Raw genomic sequence first — 17,929 nt, 5'->3', positions numbered from 1 at the left:
GTCCGGTATTTTGTCCGGTATTTTGCCCGGTATTTTGCCCGGTATTTTGCCCATCAGCAGTAGAGACGGCAGGTGAAACCATCTCTATTGCTTTCCCGAATATTTAAAAATAAATCAGTAAATCAGATTATTAATTTTTAGTTAAATTTTCCCAAATTTAGCCCGGTATCAATTAACGAGGCTCAAATTATCTACAATAGGGGAAACAGGATTAAACAAAGGGTCTTCTCCTATTGGAAAAGTCCGGCTAACAAGGAAGGGAAAGGGTTATGCAGGCAGGTTGGCGCATCGGATCTATATTTGGCATTCCTCTATATATAGATTCTTCTTGGTTAATTATTATTACATTGATGACTTTGGCGAATGGGTTAGAATTTGCTAACCGATGGCAACCCGTTCTGGCTTGGAGTGCGGGCTTGGCAATGGCGCTGTTGTTATTTGGTTCTGTATTGCTGCATGAGTTGGGGCATAGTCTGGCGGCGCGGTCGCAAGGCATCCAAGTTAACTCGATTACTTTGTTTATTTTTGGGGGCATTGCGGCGATTGACCGAGAGTCCAAAACTCCCGAAGAAGCGTTTCAAGTGGCGATCGCAGGTCCTGCGGTGAGTTTTATTTTATTTGTGCTGCTGGCAGTGGTGGGCAAATTTTTGCCAGACAAGTCCTTACTTCAATCTCTGGTTGCCGATTTATCCAGAATTAACTTAGTTTTGGGCTTGTTTAATCTGATTCCCGGTTTACCCCTGGATGGGGGTCAGGTACTCAAAGCAGCGGTGTGGAAACTCACGGGCGATCGCTTTGCCGGGGTGCATTGGGCAGCGAAAACCGGCAAAGCTTTGGGTATGACCGCGATCGCCCTGGGGCTATTTCTGGTCTTTTTAGCCGATGATTTCAGTGGTTTATGGATTTCCCTAATTGGCTGGTTTGCCTTTCAGAATGCCACTGCATATGATCGCTTTACCAATTTACAAGAAGCCTTACTAAATATCCATGCGGAAGATGCCATGACTCGTGCTTTTCGCGTGGTCAATGCCGACATGACCCTCCGTACCTTTGCCGATGAATATATCCTGTCTGACGATCGCTATTCGATCTATTTTGCCGCCGCTCATGGTCGGTATCGCGGCCTAGTTCAGCCCAACGATCTGCGGATGATTTCTCGCAGCGACTGGGACAATCAAACCTTAAATAGCATTGTCCATCCCTTGCCAGAATTAATCAGCGTCGGCGAACGGTCGTCCCTGGTAGAAGTGATTAAGCTGATGGAAGCCAAGAATTTACCCTGGATTACGGTACTGTCTCCAGCGGGTGCGGTTTCCGGTGTGATCGATCGCGGGGATATTGTGGCGGCTTTAGGGAAAAAGCTGAATATTCCCATTTCTTCGGCGGAGATTAAGCGAATCAAAGAAGAAGGCAAGTATCCCCCCGGTTTTCAATTAGGGGCGATCGCTGATGCTACCGAAGAATAATTAATCGCTAAAACCAACAATATTGTTGATTGTTGATTGTTGGTTGTTGTTTGTTCATTGTTGATTGTTGATTGTTGGTGGTTGTTTGTTCATTGTTGTTTGACCAGCGAATAACCACCAACCAACAACAAACAACAAACAACCACCAACCACCAACCACCAACTAACAACCAATTTCTGCCCATTCCGCCTCAGTGAGTGGCTGGGTGTAGAACTTAACCCCCCAACAATCTTGGGCCGCTTGAACTAAGGCGTTAATCAAGATCGGCATCAGGGAGGCGCGATCGCGGGGCAAAGACGGGGGAAAGCGATCGCTGCGGCCAATTTTGGCCAATGCCTCTGCCCCAAAAACCTGACAAAACAGATCCGGATCTGGTTGTAGTTGAATCGACCCATGCTGTAAGTAGTAGGTTTGTTGCCCGTCCCGCGAACGCAGTTGGGCGCTGCCAATCAACTTAGCGCCGTCGGGCAACACTAAATCTGCTACGGTGGCGGTGCCAAAACAATTCACATTTTCCTTGGGGGGTTTGGTTCTTTCCACCTGTCTGCTAGTGCCATAGTCCAGGTGAATTCCCAGGGACAGAAACCCTTGAATCAAAAACTGACAAATCTCTTGATAGGCTTGCAGGCGATTCCCGAAACGGGGATTCCTTGGGGCATCGCCTTTCACTTCGCCGGTTACATCCCCTGTCACCTCGGAAGTAACCACCATATAGGTTAAATCCCCTTGGTGCAGCACCGCCCGACCCCCAGAAGGGCGTCTGACCAAATCCACGGGCTGACCAAGATAGGTCAAATTTTCCCAAGACTTTGGCCAATGTCGTTGATGATAGCCCAAAGAAATCGCCACCGGCGACCAGGTGTAAAACCTTAAAGCCGGTGGATGTTTACCCAGTCGGTGTTGTTGTAACAGCCACCGATCGATCGCCATCAGTTGCTCCCCGGTGGCTTCCATTGGGGGAATTAGACGCCAAGGGGCAGAACTGGCTGGATTCTTCATGCGATACCGAATTCTTCCATCAGGGGTTCATCACTATCATCCGCGATCGTGGCCACAATCGTAATAGCGCGAGAAATTTCTACCGGAGAGAGATCCTCCACGGTGCGACTAGCTAACACAACCACTTGGTTGTCCACGATCGCATAACGGGCTTCAAACGTCCCAGACCAGTTCATCTCTAGCAGCAGCCGCATCAGTTTGGCTTCATCCTTGGCAGGCAATGACAGCACCGAAGACCAAACGGTGAACATATCCTCGTCGGATGTCCCAGTTAGTTGCACAAAGATATCAACACTGCCGTACTTAAATTTCCACTGATAGCCCGCCTCATTTTGGCCTACCATCACTTTTTGGTCTTCGGCCATTCCCGCAATGACCGTTTCAATTTCTTCGACATAGTTAATGGATGTGGAATTGTTCAGCAAGTCTGGGCTGGATAACTCTTGAGTGGTCTCTGGTTGGATCTGTGTAGTCATAAAAAGCTTTCCTTAAAGTTGCTTTTTTCAGTCTAGGAGATGTTTGACGGATGATGTTAGTCAGAAATTTTGATAGTTGGGAAAGATCGAGATTTCGGCAAGCGCACTCTTTTAGATATGATAACTTACAGCAGAAGGGCGATCTCTGGGGGCTTTTCCGCCGCGCCCCTACACGATTCCTTGTCCGATACCATAAAATCCATACCATTACTATGAACGAATTCTTCCAAAACGTCTCCCGCTATGCCAGCTACTTTGTCACGGTGATGCTGGGGATTTTCTTTTTCACCTTTGGTTGGCTGAAGCCCTTGCTACAAAAACCAGCAACGGCGATCGCGCTGATTGGCTTTTTCGTCGCTGGCCTTTTCTTTATTTCCTTCACCCTCCGGGCGATGCTAGGTCTGGCATGATAGTTCTATGGCCAGCCTAAAAACTGCCGCGAGCGATCGCTACCAGGGCTTCCATAAGATTTTAGTTATTTGGCAATGGGATAGCAATTAGCCTACTGCCAGTCTAGACTATATAAATATATTGCAATCCTACAGATTGCCAAAGTCTACAACGATCAAGTAAGTAAGGGAGCGAAATAGTTATGGCTACGGAACGTAGAGTTTCCCGTGTGGCCTCCCTGATTAAACGGGAGATCAGCCAAATGTTGCTCCATGATATCAAAGATGAACGAGTGGGCGCTGGGATGGTCAGCGTCACGGATGTGGAAGTTGCAGGCGACCTCCAACACGCCAAAATCTTTGTGAGTATCTATGGCACAGAAGAAGCCCGCCGTGAAACCATGAAAGGGTTAAAATCTGCCACTGGCTATGTCCGCAGTGAACTGGGTCATCGAGTTCGGCTGCGTCGTACCCCAGAAATTGTCTTTGTTGAGGATATTTCCATCGAACGTGGCAGTCGGGTTTTATCGCTGATTAATCAACTGAATCATCACCCTACAGATTCTACCGAGGCCGATGATGACAGTATGGATGATTTAGGCGCTGAGGAATAAGCATTTGTAGGGTGGGCAAAGCAAAATGCAAGCCCACCCTACTAGGTAATTAAGCCCCCATACCGGAATAGTGTCGCAAACCCCGTCGCCATAACCAGCGATTTAGCAGAAAAATCACGACAGTCCAACTCAAGATGACTAATAAACAACGGACGATATCCACGGGCAATCCGATTAATAAAGAAGCCGGGATATAAAGCATATAAGGAAAAGGTGTCCAAAGAATAATTTCTCGCAGTTGATCCGGGAAGACGGCTAAGGGGGCAATTAACCCGGAAGTAAAGATATAAGGTAAATGCCATACCTGCTCTAATGCCGATACTCTTTCGAGCCAAAAGCCAAAGAGTGCTAAGGTATATTGAATTAAAAAGCGCAAGATAAAGGCCAGGGAAATTAAGAGTAAAACTAATAAAACATTGCCCAAACTAGGAATCCAAATGGCCTGGGGATAGAGCGTAAAGCATAGTAACATTAAGCCAATTACAAAGGGCATTCGAGCTAATCTTTCCGCCAGATGTCCGGCGATATGGTGCCACACTGGGTCAACAGGTTGTAAGAGTTTTGGTGATAGTTTTCCTTGGACGATTTGGGTTTCAAATTCCCAAATTACCCAGACTACATTCAGTTGTCTGACTAAGAATACTGCCAGAAAATAGCGAGCGAATTCGATGGAATTCATGGCAAAGTTTCCTCGATCGCCTGCTTCCATCCACACCCCCATTAAAATGATGGGTAAGGAGTTGGATAAAGACCATAATATGAGTTCGGCGCGGTATTCTACCATATAAGAGTAGTAAACCGCTAAAAATGTTTTTGCTAGGCGAAAAAATCGATACATAGAAGGTAATTTAAAAGGCGATTTTTCAGTTATTTTAAGTGGAAAAAGCCTATTAATCAAGACTGCCGTTTTGGAAGACTCGACCAATGACGGCTTCAATGGGTGGGTCGGTAATGGTTAAGTCTAAGATATCTAACTTTTCCAGGATTTTGGCGATCGCCCCGGTTAATTCTTGGCGATCAACCAACAGGCGAACCGACTGCCCTTCCACGGATTCAATTTCTCCAAATTGCTGTAAAATATTTAACAATTCGGGGTCATCTTCCTCTTTGGGTAATGGATGAGCTAGTTCTATTTGCACTTCTCGGTAAGGGGCAAACCGCTCAAGTAACTGATCTAAACTGCCATCATAAATTAATTCACCGCCATAAATAACAATGACGCGATCGCACAATTCCGTAATATCCGCCATATAATGACTGGTTAACAGAATCGTCGCCCCCGTGCGTTGATTATAATCTCGGAGAAAATTCCGCACTGCGGCTTGAGCATTCACATCTAAACCCAGGGTTGGTTCATCTAAAAATAAAATTTTCGGTTGATGTAATAAAGCCGCCATTAACTCCGCTTTCATCCGTTCTCCCAGGGAAAGTTTTCGCACAGGTTGGGTAAGCTTTCCTTCTAGTCCCAGCATCTCAGTTAGCTCATCAATGGTGCGCCGTAATTCGGTCTGAGGAATACCATAAACAGCCCCATTAATCTTCAGGGAATCTATGGCGGGTAAATCCCAAATTAACTGCTGTTTTTGCCCCATGATTAGGGTAATTTTTTTCAGAAATTCTTCCTGACGGCGGAATGGTACGTGACCGGCCACCGTGACCACACCACTCGAAGGATGAATTAAGCCCGTGAGCATTTTTAAGGTGGTGGTTTTTCCCGCGCCATTTGGCCCTAGAAATCCGACAACTTCTCCGGGTTCTATGTGAAAGGACACATCTTTTACGGCAGAAATCATCAGGTAGTTGCGGCGAAAAAAATGCTGCAAACTTCCTTTGATTCCGGGACTTTTATTGGCTACAGGATAAACTTTTCTTAAAGACTGTACATCAATTGTTAACATTTTTTTATGATTTAACTAGATATTCTGATTAAATATCATAGCGGATTATTTTCTCAAACTAAACCCCCGCTTGATAAAATAAATCTTTGGCAAACCTTCAGGGGTGATTTTTTATGTTTTAACAAATTCTGCCGAAACCAGTAGTAAAATATAAACAGGTGTGAGAAAGAATTCATAAAATCTCACCGGATCTGATCTGCCGCGAACTGGCGAATTTATAGGGATCCAGCCACTCCCCCAAGCCCCCAAGATGACTCCTCAACAATTTTTTCCCTAGCTTTTGATAAATCAAGACGGCACAGGGGGCTGATACTCTAAAGGTAAATTCAATATCTGGGGAATTGGTGGTCAATGCCCACCAGACATTAATGCTTGATGCTTCAGTAGATAAAAATCATTCTTCTTTAATTTCGTAGGAGCCACTCACCGATGAATGGTGCTATGTTCCGCGTATTATTCGTGAATTTTGACGAAGCTGACTATAAACAAGTTGGTAATTTGCTCGATAAAATTCAGACATTTCAATGCCAGCGATATAGATGGTCTCAGGGCGACAATCTCAACACGATGCCGCCTGCCGGATACGATGGTTATGTGATTGATGGGCATTTTTCCCAGGAGTTTTCCAATTTGGCCTATTGGATGACGGGATTACGTCCAGTCCCAGTGATTTGGTTGGTAGACAGATCGGCAGAGGGGATGGAGTTGTTGACCGCAGGTGCCGCTGATTATTGGGTGCGGGATCAAATCTGTGCGCCGATAGTCGAGCGATCGCTTAGATTAACTATCGCTTATCCCCGGCAGCTTCAAGCAAAACCTACCCAGGTGCTGACCAGGAAAACCCCTGATTTTTTGCACAAATTACTCGATACTATTCCGGTGCTGGTCTATGTTTATGATTTGACCCAGGAAAGCCCCGTCTATGTGAACCGAGAAATTAGCCAATGGCTAACTTATATCCCAGACCCAAATATGCCAAACCCAAAGGGAACGGGGGATCCGTTAGCCCTCACCGCAGAGCAAGTTCAACAGTGGCACACCGTTGCCGATGGGAAAATTTGCCATCGAGAAATTCGACTGAAAGATATCTGGGGCAGCGATCGCTATCTCGACTGTCAAGAAACTGTCTTTTCTCGAACTGCCGACGGTCGAGTCCAACAGATCCTTGGGGTTGCCTTAGACAGCACGGCCTACAAACAGATTGCCGCCCAACGGCAACAGCGGCAACTGCTGATGGAAAATATGCTCAACAGTTTGCCGCAATTGGTCTATATCTACGATCTAAAAAGCGGTCAGAATCTCTATTTTAATCAACAAATTACTCAGATATTGGGTTACAGCCAGCCGGAAATTCAGCAAGGTGGCTGGAATTTTTTATGCCAACGAGTGCATCCCAATGATACGTTTATCTTTCAGCAGCTTTTTTCTGACCGCTTTCCAACTCTGGGGGATGGAGAAGCGATTTCTACGAAATATCGACTGAAACATCAGAATGGTTCTTGGCGCTGGTTGAGTTGTCAGCATTTGGTTTTTACCAGAGATGCTGACGGGATCCCCGTGCAAATTCTGGGGACGGCGATCGATATTACCAACAATCAATTGATTTGGCAGCAACTCAGCCAAAACGAAGCCCAGTTATATAATATGTTGACCAATAGTATTGAAGGTCTGCTGATTGTAGATCCCCAGGGAGTGATTAGATTTGCGAATCTCGCAGCGGCCAAATTATTTAATCAACCCCTAGAAGACCTGCTAGAGGCCGAGTTGCAGTGGCCAATGGCCGTTGGTCAAACCACCGAGTTAGAAATTATGCAATCTTCGGGACAAATTCGGATTGGGGAAATGCTGGTCGCGCCCTCTCAATTCCCCGGAGAATCCCTTTATGTGGTGTCCTTGCGAGATATTACGGAACACCGCCAAGCCCAGTCTGCCCTGCGAGAAAGCGAAGAACGCTTTCGCCAGTTAGCGGACAATATTGAGGATGTGTTTTGGCTGTTGACCTTGGTGCCTCTGAAGATTTTATATGTCAGTCCAGCGTATGAAAAGATTTGGGGCAAAACTTGCGACAGTCTCTATGAAAATCCTTTAAATCTCTTTGACAGTATTTATACAGAGGATCGCGAGCGGTTTCGGATGAATTTGCATCGCCAAACCCTAGGCTCATCGACTTCTTTAGAATATCGGATTGTGCGCGGTGACGGGGAAATTCGCTGGATTTACGAGCGGAGTTTTCCCGTACTGGATCGACGAGGAAAAGTGATGAGAATTGCCGGTATTTCTGAAGATGTCACCGAGCGCAAGAAAAATACGGAAGCTTTCCAAGTGACTCATCAGCAATTAGAATTCCATCTAGAAAATTCTCCGTTGGGTTTTATTGAATGGACTCAGGATTATCGCGTGTCTCAATGGTCGGGTACGGCAGAAAAAATTTTTGGTTGGTTATCTTCTGAGGCGATCGGTAAACGTTACGACGACTGGGGATTTATTTACGAGGAATCCTGGGAAAATTTTGCCGAAGTTCTGGATCGGATGAAAAATAAAAAACAACCTCGAATGATTTTTGAAACGATTAATTTTACGAAAAATGGCACTCATTTATATTGTCAGTGGTATAACTCGATTTTGTTAAATAATCAAGGGGAGTTTTTGTCGCTGTTTTCCTTCGTGTTAGATGTGAGCGATCGCCACCGGGCAGAATTAGCCTTGAAAGAAAGTGAAGAACGCTTTCGCGCCATTTTTGAACAAGCAGCGGTGGGCATGAGTATTTGTACTTTAAATGGCCAATTTTTCCGGGTAAATCAAAAGTTATGTGATATTGTTGGTTATGCTCGTGAAGAACTCTTAGAACGAACGTTTCAAAATCTTACTATTGTCAAAGATCGGCGCGAAAGTGAAGAGTATATCAGTCAGTTGTTACGTGGGACGATTTCTCACTATTCAATGGAAAAACGCTATATCTCTAAAAAGGGCGAAATTGTTTGGGTGAATGTGATGGTGTCTTTGATGCGCGATAGCTTCGCTAACCCGTCAGCGAATCCACTGAATCAACCCAAGTATTTTATTTATGCGGTAGAAGATATTAGCGATCGCAAACGATCGGAAATAGCCTTAATCAATAGCGAAGAAAGATTCAGAGTTATTTTTCAACAAGCAGCCGTGGGGATATTTAGAAGAAGTATTTATGGGAAATTTCTGCAATTAAATCAAAAGTTTTGTGAAATATTAGGATACGATGAAGCTGAATTATTAAATCAAAAATTTCAAAATTATATCCATCCAGAAGATTTAGATAAGCATTTGAATTATTTAAATCAAGTTATAAATAATCAAATAAGAACTTATGAACTAGAAGAAAGATATATTAGAAAGCATGGTCAAATTCACTGGGTGAAAATTGTGGTGTCTGTGGTTTATGAAGCGGAGGAAAAACCCAAATACCTAATTGGTATTGTGGAGGATATCCAAGAACGCAAAACTACTGAGATTAAATTGCAATACCGCCTCGCAGTGGAAAGCGCTGTTGCCCAAGTTTCTCGACAGTTAGTCACCAGCCAGAGTCGCGAGATTAAGGAAGTGTTAAAAACCATTGGTCTGGCGGTGGGAGCGAATCGGGTTTTTGTTAACTATTTTACGGAAAACTGTAGGAAGATAGCGGTGATTGCTGAATGGCACAACGGCGATGGATTTGGGGAGCGATTTGAGAATTTTCCGGCAGTTAAATATTTAGCCGCCGAAAATTTTCCTTGGTGGATGCAGCAGTTAAATGCCAATCAAAATATTATCGTTTCTCATATTGATAGTTTGCCAGTCAACGCGAACATTGAAAGACAATATTTTCAATCTAGGAACGTGAGGTCTGTGTTAGCTGTGCCAATTTTTAACCACGATCTGAGTCACAGCGGGGAAAACCCTGAAGCCGATCGCGATCGCCTTTTCCCGGTCGATTCCGTGGGTAATTTATGGGGCAGCATTGACCTGCATAGTTATGAAATGAATCAGGATTGGTCTAATGAAGATGCTCAAATGTTGCGCCTGGTAGGAGAAATGATTTATAGTTATTTTTCTCGCTTGCAAATGGAAGCAGAACTCCGAGACTCGGAAGCCCTGTATGCAGGGATTTTCGATCATTCGGCGGAGAGTATTTTTCTGCTGGATATCCAAGACAATGGAGAGTTAATTTATAAAACGATTAATCCCACAAATGAACAGTTATTTCATATGAGTCGATTGGCTGTGGTCGGCAAGAGCTTGTCGGCAGTGGGATCGCCGCAATACACCACCAATTTTAGGCAAAAATTTCAGGAATGTCTGAATACTCAAAAACCGATTAACTATGAGGAAACCATTGATCTACCCCAGGGAAATCGCCACCTCCTCACCACCTTAGTTCCCATTGCCGATAGCACGGGAAAAGTTATCAAAATTCAAGGTTCTTCCCGGGATATTACCACTCAAAAACAAGTGGAAGCTGCCTTACAAGAAGCTAAAGAAGCGGCCGATGCCGCTAACCGGGCGAAAAGTATCTTTTTAGCCAATATGAGCCATGAACTAAGAACTCCCCTGAATGCAATTCTGGGTTTTACTCAACTGCTGGTACGAAATTCGCAAATAAAATCAGAACAGCGAGAACAGTTAGAAATTATTCTGCGATCGGGAGAGCATCTACTTGCCTTGATCAATGAGATATTGGATCTTTCCAAAATTGAAGCTGGTCGGATTACCCAGAATGTGGAAATTTTTAATTTAGATCGGATGCTTGATAATCTTTATGATATGCTAGAGATCCGATCTGAAATCAAAGGTTTGAAGTTCAATATTATCCGAAGTAAGCAGCTTCCTAAATATATTAAAGCAGATCAAAATAAACTGCGTCAAATATTAATTAATCTCCTGAGTAATGCCATTAAATTTACCAAGTCTGGCAGCGTCACCCTGGAAGTAACAACATCTTCAAAATCCTCAGCGATCCACAGCCCGGAAGATTACCAGAGCGATTTCGCACAGCGGATCGCTAAAGCGAATCAATTCAATGCAAAGCCCTCAGACCCACTACACCGCGATCGGTTAATTTTTGCCGTAACCGATACGGGACCGGGAATTGCCCGAGAAGAACTGCAAAGCTTGTTTGATGCCTTTTTTCAAAGTCAAAGCGGCAAACAATCCAATGAAGGAACCGGTCTGGGTTTGGCCATTAGTCAACAATTTGTTAAGTTAATGGGTGGGCAGATCGCGGTTGAGAGTACCCTAGGAAAGGGAAGTGTTTTTAAATTTGACATACAGTTTCAACCTGTAGCAGCGGATGAGTTGGAAGACTTACTCGCCCAGAGTGAAATTGAAGTGTCTACCGCCCGATCGATGGTGATTGGGCTGGCACCAAATCAACCTCATTACCGCATTTTAGTGGTTGAAGATATTTGGGCTTCCCGTAAACTTTTGGTGAAATTGTTAGAACAAATTGGCTTTGAGGTACAGCAAGCCAGTCATGGAGAAGAAGCGGTGTCTCTGTGGCATAGTTGGCAGCCGCACTTAATTTTTATGGATATTCGGATGCCGGTGATGGATGGGTATCAAGCTACTAAAGAAATTCGGGCATCAGTTAATGGTGAAGCACCCATCATTATTGCTTTAACGGCTAGTGCTTTTGAGTCGGAACGGGCTGCCATCATCTCAGCGGGATGTAATGACTTTCTGCCGAAACCCTTTCCAGAAAATTTGCTCCTTGAGAAAATTTCTTTTTATCTCGGTGTAAAGTATATATATCAGGAATCATGTTCAATTTCCGCAGATGCACCAGCAATTCCTCAAATAAAAATGACCCCTGAAGATTTGGCGGTCATGCCGAGTGAGTGGATTTCCCAACTCCATTTTGCTGCCCTCAGTGCCCGAGGTAAAATCATTCAACAATTGATTCAAAAAATACCCCCGGAAAATCAATGGCTGATTCAGGGTTTAACGGAGTTATTTGACAATCTTGATTTTGATACACTCGTTTTTTTAAGTAAGAATGAATAAACCATGAATACAGAGCAATTTTTTCAAAAAAATGGAGATATTTTAGTTGTTGACGATCGCTTAGAAAATGCCGCACTGTTGTTTAGTATTCTCACGGAAAATGGCTATGAAGTGCGTCAGGTCATCAACGGTAAACAAGCACTTAATGCTGCCTATTACGATCCCCCTGACATAATTCTCCTGGATATTATGATGCCGGAAATGGATGGCTATGAAGTCTGTAGGCAACTCAAAGAATCAGAAAAAACCGCCCAAATACCCATTATTTTTTTAAGTGCTTTGGATGGGGAAATCGATAAGGTTAAAGCCTTTGAGTTGGGAGGAGTAGACTATATTACTAAACCTTTTCATGTGAAGGAGGTTTTAGCCCGCGTTGAACATCAACTGATCATTCAACGGCAACGCAAGATTATTGCCGCACAAAATCTGCAATTGACGGAGCAAAATAAAAACTTGGCGGATTTAAATAGCAAGCTGGCGGAATCTAATCAAGAATTGGAACAATTTGCTTATATTGTTTCTCACGATTTACAGTCTCCGTTGCAAACGACGATGGGGTTTGCTCGCTTATTAGGCAAAAAATACGAATCGATGCTTGATGAAAAAGCCAGCCATTATATTGATCGCATTGTCGAGGGGTCGAATCGGATGAACCATCTGATTAAGGATTTGTTGGAATATTCTCGGATTCAAACTCAGGCTAAATCCTTTGAACCGATTGATTTAAACTCAGCTTTTCAAGAAGTTTTATGTTCCTTAGAATGGTCGATTAAAAAAACTGAGGCAGAAATTATATGCCAGCAACCACTACCCACAGTGATGGGTGATCGAACCCAATTACAACAACTTTGGCAAAACTTGTTGATTAATGCGATTAAATTTCAACATCCGGGGATTCAGCCAAAAATTAAAGTCTCTGCAGAGATTTTCCCCAATGGACTAGAAAGTAAAAACGGGTTCAAACCGACTGCTAATAGTCATCAGCCAACGGTTTCATCGGCTGCGAAATGGTTGATGCAGATGACAGAACGTAAACCGGATCGGACTCAAGGGAGTGAATGGCTGATTGCCATTGAAGATAATGGCATCGGCATCCCAGATAGAGAGTTTGAACATATTTTTCAGATCTTTCAACGTTTACATACCGATCGCGAATATCCCGGTACAGGGATTGGTTTGACGATTTGTAAGAAAATTGTGGAACGTCACGGGGGAAAAATTTGGCTAAAATCTGAAGTCGATGTCGGCACAACTTTTTATTTTACATTACCCATGCTACCCGAATCAGAAATTAGTAAACGTAGGGTGTGTTAGGTTGGCAATTATTTGAGGGAAAAACAATTAACCTTAATTCCAGCCGTAACGCACCAGTAGTAAATGTAGTAAACGTAGGGTGTGTTCGCGGAAATTTGAGGGAAAAAAAATTAACCTTAATTCCAGCCGTAACCCACCCATTAACTACATCGTAATAGTAAATGTAGGGTGTGTTCGCGGAAATTTGAGGGAAAAACAATTAACCTTAATTCCATCCGTCCGTAACCCACCCATTAACTACATCGCAATAGTAAGCGGATTAGTGTGAGGATGGTAGGGGCAATTCCTTTTTTTTGCGGTGGTTGCCCCGAATGTGGCAACGGATGAGGCTTTTTATAATGAAAGCAAAGCATTCTTGTCTAACGGATAACAAACAACAAACAAAGAATCCCTACCCAAAGAATCCCTACCCAACAAATAACAACCAACAAATAACAACCAACAAATAACAACCAACAAATAACAACCAACAGATAATTGAAATTATCAGAAAATTTGACCGCTTTTGACGGTGAAAATTTGGGCGGCGTCGATCCACTGTTGGGCGAATTGGTCAAGGTGGGTGGTGGTGATCAGGGTTTGAAAGCGATCGCCAAGGGTATGAAATAGTTGGTTTTGCCTTTTGGGGTCGAGTTCGGCGAGGACATCATCCAGGAGGAGTACCGGGGGTTCGCCGACGACTTCTTCGATGAGTTTGAGTTCGGCGAGTTTGAGAGATAAGACTAGGGTGCGTTGTTGTCCGTGGGAGGCAAATTGCCGGACAGGTTGCTGGTTGAGAAAAAAGGCAATTTCGTCACGGTGTGGCCCGACTAAGCTGGTGCCTTGGTGTTGTTCGGCGATCGCCCGACTTTGGATTTTTGCCAAGAAAGCCAGTTCAGCTTTTTGGGCAGACTCCCGGACTGTGGGGTCTTGCATGGCTTCGATGTTGGGTAAATATTTAATTTCTAAGGTTTCGCTGTGACCGCTGATGGCATGATGTCCGGTTTCGGCAATGGGGGCGAGTCGCTGTAAAGCCCGCGATCGCCTGACGGTGACTCGGGCGCCTAGGGTGGCTAATTGGGCATCCCATAAAGCCAATTGTGATTTTTGGGAGTTTAAGATATGCTCTTGTTTTTTTAATTCTTTTAACAGGGCATTTCTTTGGCGCAAGACTTTATTATATTGTTGTAAAATATGGGCGTAAATTGGTTCAAGTTGGATTAATAATTCATCCAACCAATTGCGCCGTTGTTCCGGGCCTCCCCGGACTAAATCTAAGTCTAAGCTGGAAAATTGGACAATATTTAATAGGCCGATAAAATCCATCTGCCTGCGCGAACCTTCGCCATTAATGGTACAGGTGCGTTGTCCGCTATGGCGTAGGGTGATGGCTAATTCAATGGGGGCGGTTTCCCGGTTAATGGTGCTGGCAATTTGGCTGATATTTTCTCCGTGCAAAATCAGGTCGCGATCGCGTCTAGCCCGGTTGGTTTTTAAGGTAGAGAGCAACCCTACCGCTTCGAGTAAATTTGTTTTTCCTTGGGCATTTTCTCCCAGTAAAATATTTTTTACGGAAGAAAATTCTAAGGGTTGTTCTTGATAGTTGCGAAAATGTTTTAAGTAGATATTTTTAATATACATTCTTGAAAATAGTAGCTTTTGCGTAGGGTGGGCAAAAAATTGCCCACCCTACCTGTATCAGTTTTACTTTTGCGTAAGGTGGGCAAAAAATTGCCCACCCTACCTGTATCAGTTTTACTTTTGCGTAAGGTGGGCAAAAAATTGCCCACCCTACATAATTACAAAAAATTTTTCAGTCCAAATTTTGCCCACCCTGCTACATAATTAATTTTGCTGAGATTTATCCTAAGCCTTTTTCCGGGATTTATACCAGCGGACAAAGAGTTTTTCCAACTCAATCCAGACAAACATTAAAACACTAAATCCGAGGCAAACGAGTAACTCTAATCCATCGATCACTTGAGTGCCAAAGAAATTCCGCAAGGGTTCGACATAAATTAGCATTAATTGAAGAATGGTGGTAATCACCACCGCCCCCAATACATAAGGATTAGAAAAGGGGTTGACTTCGATGGTTAAGCGAGTTTTAGAACGAACCGCGATCGCGTGTCCCATTTGGGCAATACACAGAGTTGTAAAGACCATTGTTTTCCACCGATCCGGCTGAAGAATCTCATTGTAATTCTTGGTGGCATGGTCATAAGACCAACCCATTAGGGTAATGGTCAAAATAGCAAAAATAATCCCAATTCGCACCATATAGAGTCCCAATCCTCTGGCAAAGATACTCTCCCGGGGACTATTCGGTGGAGTTTTCATTACATCCGGTTCGGGGGGTTCCACGGCGAGGGCAAGGGCGGGAAAGCCGTCGGTGACTAAGTTCATCCAGAGAATTTGCAATGGAGTCAGGGGGACATCCGCCACGGGTAGCAATAAGGGGGCAGAGGCAATGGTGAGCACTTCGCCAATATTGGAACCGAGAATATATTTAATGAATCGGCGAATGTTGCTGTAGACTACTCGCCCTTCTTCGGTAGCGGCCACAATGGTGGCAAAGTTATCATCCAGGAGCACCATATCACTGGCTTCTTTGCTGACATCGGTGCCCGTGATGCCCATCGCAATACCAATATCTGCTTGTTTCAAGGCGGGGGCGTCGTTGACCCCATCCCCGGTCATGGCCACGAATTGACCGCGACTTTGCAGGGCTTTGACAATGCGTAGTTTATGTTCTGGGGATACTCGCGCATAGACGCTGACTCGCTCAACTTGCTGTTCTAGTTCCGGTTGACTGAGTTGTTCTAATTCTTGACCAATTAGGACGCGATCGCCGCTTTGGGCAATGCCCAGGTCAGAGGCGATCGCCTTAGCGGTCAGGGGGTGATCTCCGGTAATCATCACCGGACGAATTCCCGCTTGGCGACATTTGGCGACAGCGGTGCGGACTTCGGGACGGGGGGCATCGAGCATCCCGACTAAGCCCAGCCAGACTAACTGTTTTTCCGCTTGATCTTGGCTGGTGTCAGCGGGAAATACGTCGGTGAGGGGCTTATAGGCAAATCCCAAGACCCGCAAGCCTTGAGCCGCCATCAGATTATTCTGATCTAAAATTTCCTTTCGTTTTTCCGCCGTCAGGGGTTGAATTTCCTCTCCTTGTTGAATTTGGGTACAGCGGTCTAAGGTCAACTCTGGGGAGCCTTTGGTGTACATGGCATAAGCACCTAATGCCATCCGGCAGGCTTCGCCAACGGCAGATGGCTGCTTACAAATGGTGCTCATGCGCTTGGTTTCTGAGGAAAAGGGAAATTCATTGACCCTGGGCATTTGACGGCTTAATTTTTGTCGATCTAATTGGGCTTTGGCAGCCAGAGCTAAGAGGGCGCCTTCGGTGGGGTCGCCGAGAATCGTCCATTGCTGCTTTTCTTCCTGTAACTGAGCATCGTTACAAAGGACGCAACTGAGGAGAAGCGATCGCACTTCTGGATCGTTTTGTAGCTGTTCGCTGGCCATTGCTGGGACGCGACCATTGCTAGAGGAATTTTCCAGTTTAAATTCCCCTAAAGGTTCATAGCCATCCCCGGTGACAAATAAGCTATAACTGGCGGTTTGCACCTTTTGCACCACCATTTTATTTTGGGTCAAGGTGCCGGTTTTGTCGGAACAAATGGTCGTCACCGAGCCCAGGGTTTCCACAGCGGGAAGTTTGCGAATTAAGGCATTGCGCTTGACCATTCTTTGGGTGCCCAAGGCCAAGGTTACGGTAATCACAGCGGGCAAGCCTTCGGGAACCACCGCCACGGCCATACTTAGGGAGATTTCTAATAAGTCCCGAAAAGCACTTTGGTTGGCAATGGTGCCGCCGACCACCACCAAGGCCACTAAAATCAAAGAACCTGTGACCAGAACATTCCCCAGTTGGGTCATCCGCTGTTGTAGGGGGGTGGGCTCACTTTCTACCCCCTGGATCATCGCGGCAATGCGTCCGAGTTCGGTGTTCATGCCGGTATTGATCACCACCGCTTTCCCCCGACCAAAGACTACCTCGGTGCCTTGATAAACTAGGTTGAGGCGATCGCCTAAGCTGATATTTTCTGGCAGGGTGACATTTGGCTGTTTCGTCACCCCTTGGGCTTCCCCGGTGAGGGCGGCTTCCCGGACTTGCAGGTTCGAGGCTTCGATCACCCGACTATCGGCACTCACCTGCACCCCAGCTTCTAGAAGTATCACATCTCCGGGCACCAACTCTTTGGCGGATATTTCCACAGTTTTGCCGTCGCGGATCGTGACCACTAAGGGCGAGGCCATGTTTTTTAAAGCGGCTAAGGCTTTTTCCGCACGGCTTTCTTGCAGATAACCCAGTACGCCATTGAGGATGACGATTAGGAATATGGCGATCGCGTCTTTGGGAAAGTCCCCATCTTGGATATCTAAAATTCCTGACACAAATGCCACCGCGATCAGCATTAATAGCATCACGTTAGTGAACTGGTCAATTAAAATTTCTAAAGGGGTGCGACCACCGGTTTCTTGAATTTCATTAGGGCCGAATTGAGCTTGTCTGGCGGATACCTGCTGTAAAGTTAAACCGATCTGGGCATTGGTTTCTAAACGTTCAAGCGTCTGAGGCACTGCCAAAGTATGCCAAGCAAATTGAGAATCTAGCTGAGAATGGTCATTCATACAATCTGGTGAGTACAATTTGGTGAATCCACAACGGGTTAAACAGCGATATCGCCATCACGTTATCACGACTTTCAAGG

The 17,929-nt window shown here is 45.0% G+C and carries 11 protein-coding genes; 5 read left to right on the top strand and 6 right to left on the bottom strand.

The window, feature by feature from the left end; genetic code table 11:
* The first annotated feature begins 269 nt into the window (after positions 1-269).
* Positions 270-1,466, top strand: a complete 1,197-nt coding sequence (locus tag AM228_RS04910; RefSeq protein WP_054464990.1) for a site-2 protease family protein — start codon at positions 270-272, stop codon at positions 1,464-1,466.
* Positions 1,467-1,629: 163 nt separating this feature from the next.
* On the opposite strand, the gene AM228_RS04905 is transcribed toward AM228_RS04910, so the two are convergent.
* Together AM228_RS04905 and AM228_RS04900 are read right to left on the bottom strand one after the other, a co-directional pair.
* Positions 1,630-2,466 (bottom strand): biotin/lipoate A/B protein ligase family protein, encoded by an 837-nt coding sequence (locus AM228_RS04905; RefSeq protein WP_054464989.1) that lies wholly within the window; start codon positions 2,464-2,466, stop codon positions 1,630-1,632.
* Positions 2,463-2,942, bottom strand: coding sequence for a YbjN domain-containing protein (locus AM228_RS04900; protein WP_054464988.1), 480 nt, complete (start codon positions 2,940-2,942; stop codon positions 2,463-2,465). The genes AM228_RS04905 and AM228_RS04900 overlap by 4 nt, the downstream gene beginning before the upstream one ends.
* Before the next feature lie 212 nt (positions 2,943-3,154).
* Between AM228_RS04900 and AM228_RS04895 the strand changes: the two genes are divergently transcribed.
* Positions 3,155-3,352 (top strand): DUF751 family protein, encoded by a 198-nt coding sequence (locus AM228_RS04895; RefSeq protein ID WP_054465056.1) that lies wholly within the window; start codon positions 3,155-3,157, stop codon positions 3,350-3,352.
* Between the two features lie 182 nt (positions 3,353-3,534).
* Positions 3,535-3,945 (top strand): 30S ribosome-binding factor RbfA, encoded by a 411-nt coding sequence (gene rbfA, locus AM228_RS04890; protein WP_054464987.1) that lies wholly within the window; start codon positions 3,535-3,537, stop codon positions 3,943-3,945.
* Between the two features lie 49 nt (positions 3,946-3,994).
* On the opposite strand, the gene AM228_RS04885 is transcribed toward rbfA, so the two are convergent.
* Positions 3,995-4,783 carry an ABC-2 family transporter protein gene (locus AM228_RS04885; RefSeq protein ID WP_054464986.1) on the bottom strand — a complete coding sequence of 263 codons (789 nt, stop codon included), beginning with the start codon at positions 4,781-4,783 and terminating at the stop codon, positions 3,995-3,997.
* Between the two features lie 52 nt (positions 4,784-4,835).
* Positions 4,836-5,843 carry an ATP-binding cassette domain-containing protein gene (locus AM228_RS04880; protein WP_054464985.1) on the bottom strand — a complete coding sequence of 336 codons (1,008 nt, stop codon included), beginning with the start codon at positions 5,841-5,843 and terminating at the stop codon, positions 4,836-4,838.
* A gap of 429 nt (positions 5,844-6,272) precedes the next feature.
* On the opposite strand from AM228_RS04880, the gene AM228_RS04870 reads away from it, so the two are divergent.
* Positions 6,273-11,855 (top strand): PAS domain S-box protein, encoded by a 5,583-nt coding sequence (locus AM228_RS04870; RefSeq protein ID WP_082348744.1) that lies wholly within the window; start codon positions 6,273-6,275, stop codon positions 11,853-11,855.
* A 3-nt stretch (positions 11,856-11,858) separates the two neighbouring features.
* Entirely contained in the window at positions 11,859-13,169 is a 1,311-nt protein-coding gene (locus tag AM228_RS04865; RefSeq protein ID WP_054464982.1) for a response regulator, read from the top strand.
* Positions 13,170-13,655: 486 nt separating this feature from the next.
* On the opposite strand, the gene recF is transcribed toward AM228_RS04865, so the two are convergent.
* Both recF and AM228_RS04855 read right to left on the bottom strand, forming a co-directional pair.
* Positions 13,656-14,789, bottom strand: coding sequence for a DNA replication/repair protein RecF (recF, locus tag AM228_RS04860; protein WP_054464981.1), 1,134 nt, complete (start codon positions 14,787-14,789; stop codon positions 13,656-13,658).
* Between the two features lie 225 nt (positions 14,790-15,014).
* Positions 15,015-17,849, bottom strand: coding sequence for a cation-translocating P-type ATPase (locus AM228_RS04855; protein WP_054464980.1), 2,835 nt, complete (start codon positions 17,847-17,849; stop codon positions 15,015-15,017).
* Positions 17,850-17,929 lie beyond the last annotated feature (80 nt).

The organism is Planktothricoides sp. SR001, assembly GCF_001276715.1.
GTDB classification, from domain to species: Bacteria; Cyanobacteriota; Cyanobacteriia; order Cyanobacteriales; family Laspinemataceae; genus Planktothricoides; species Planktothricoides raciborskii.
This window is presented reverse-complemented; position numbering and strand designations above follow the sequence as displayed.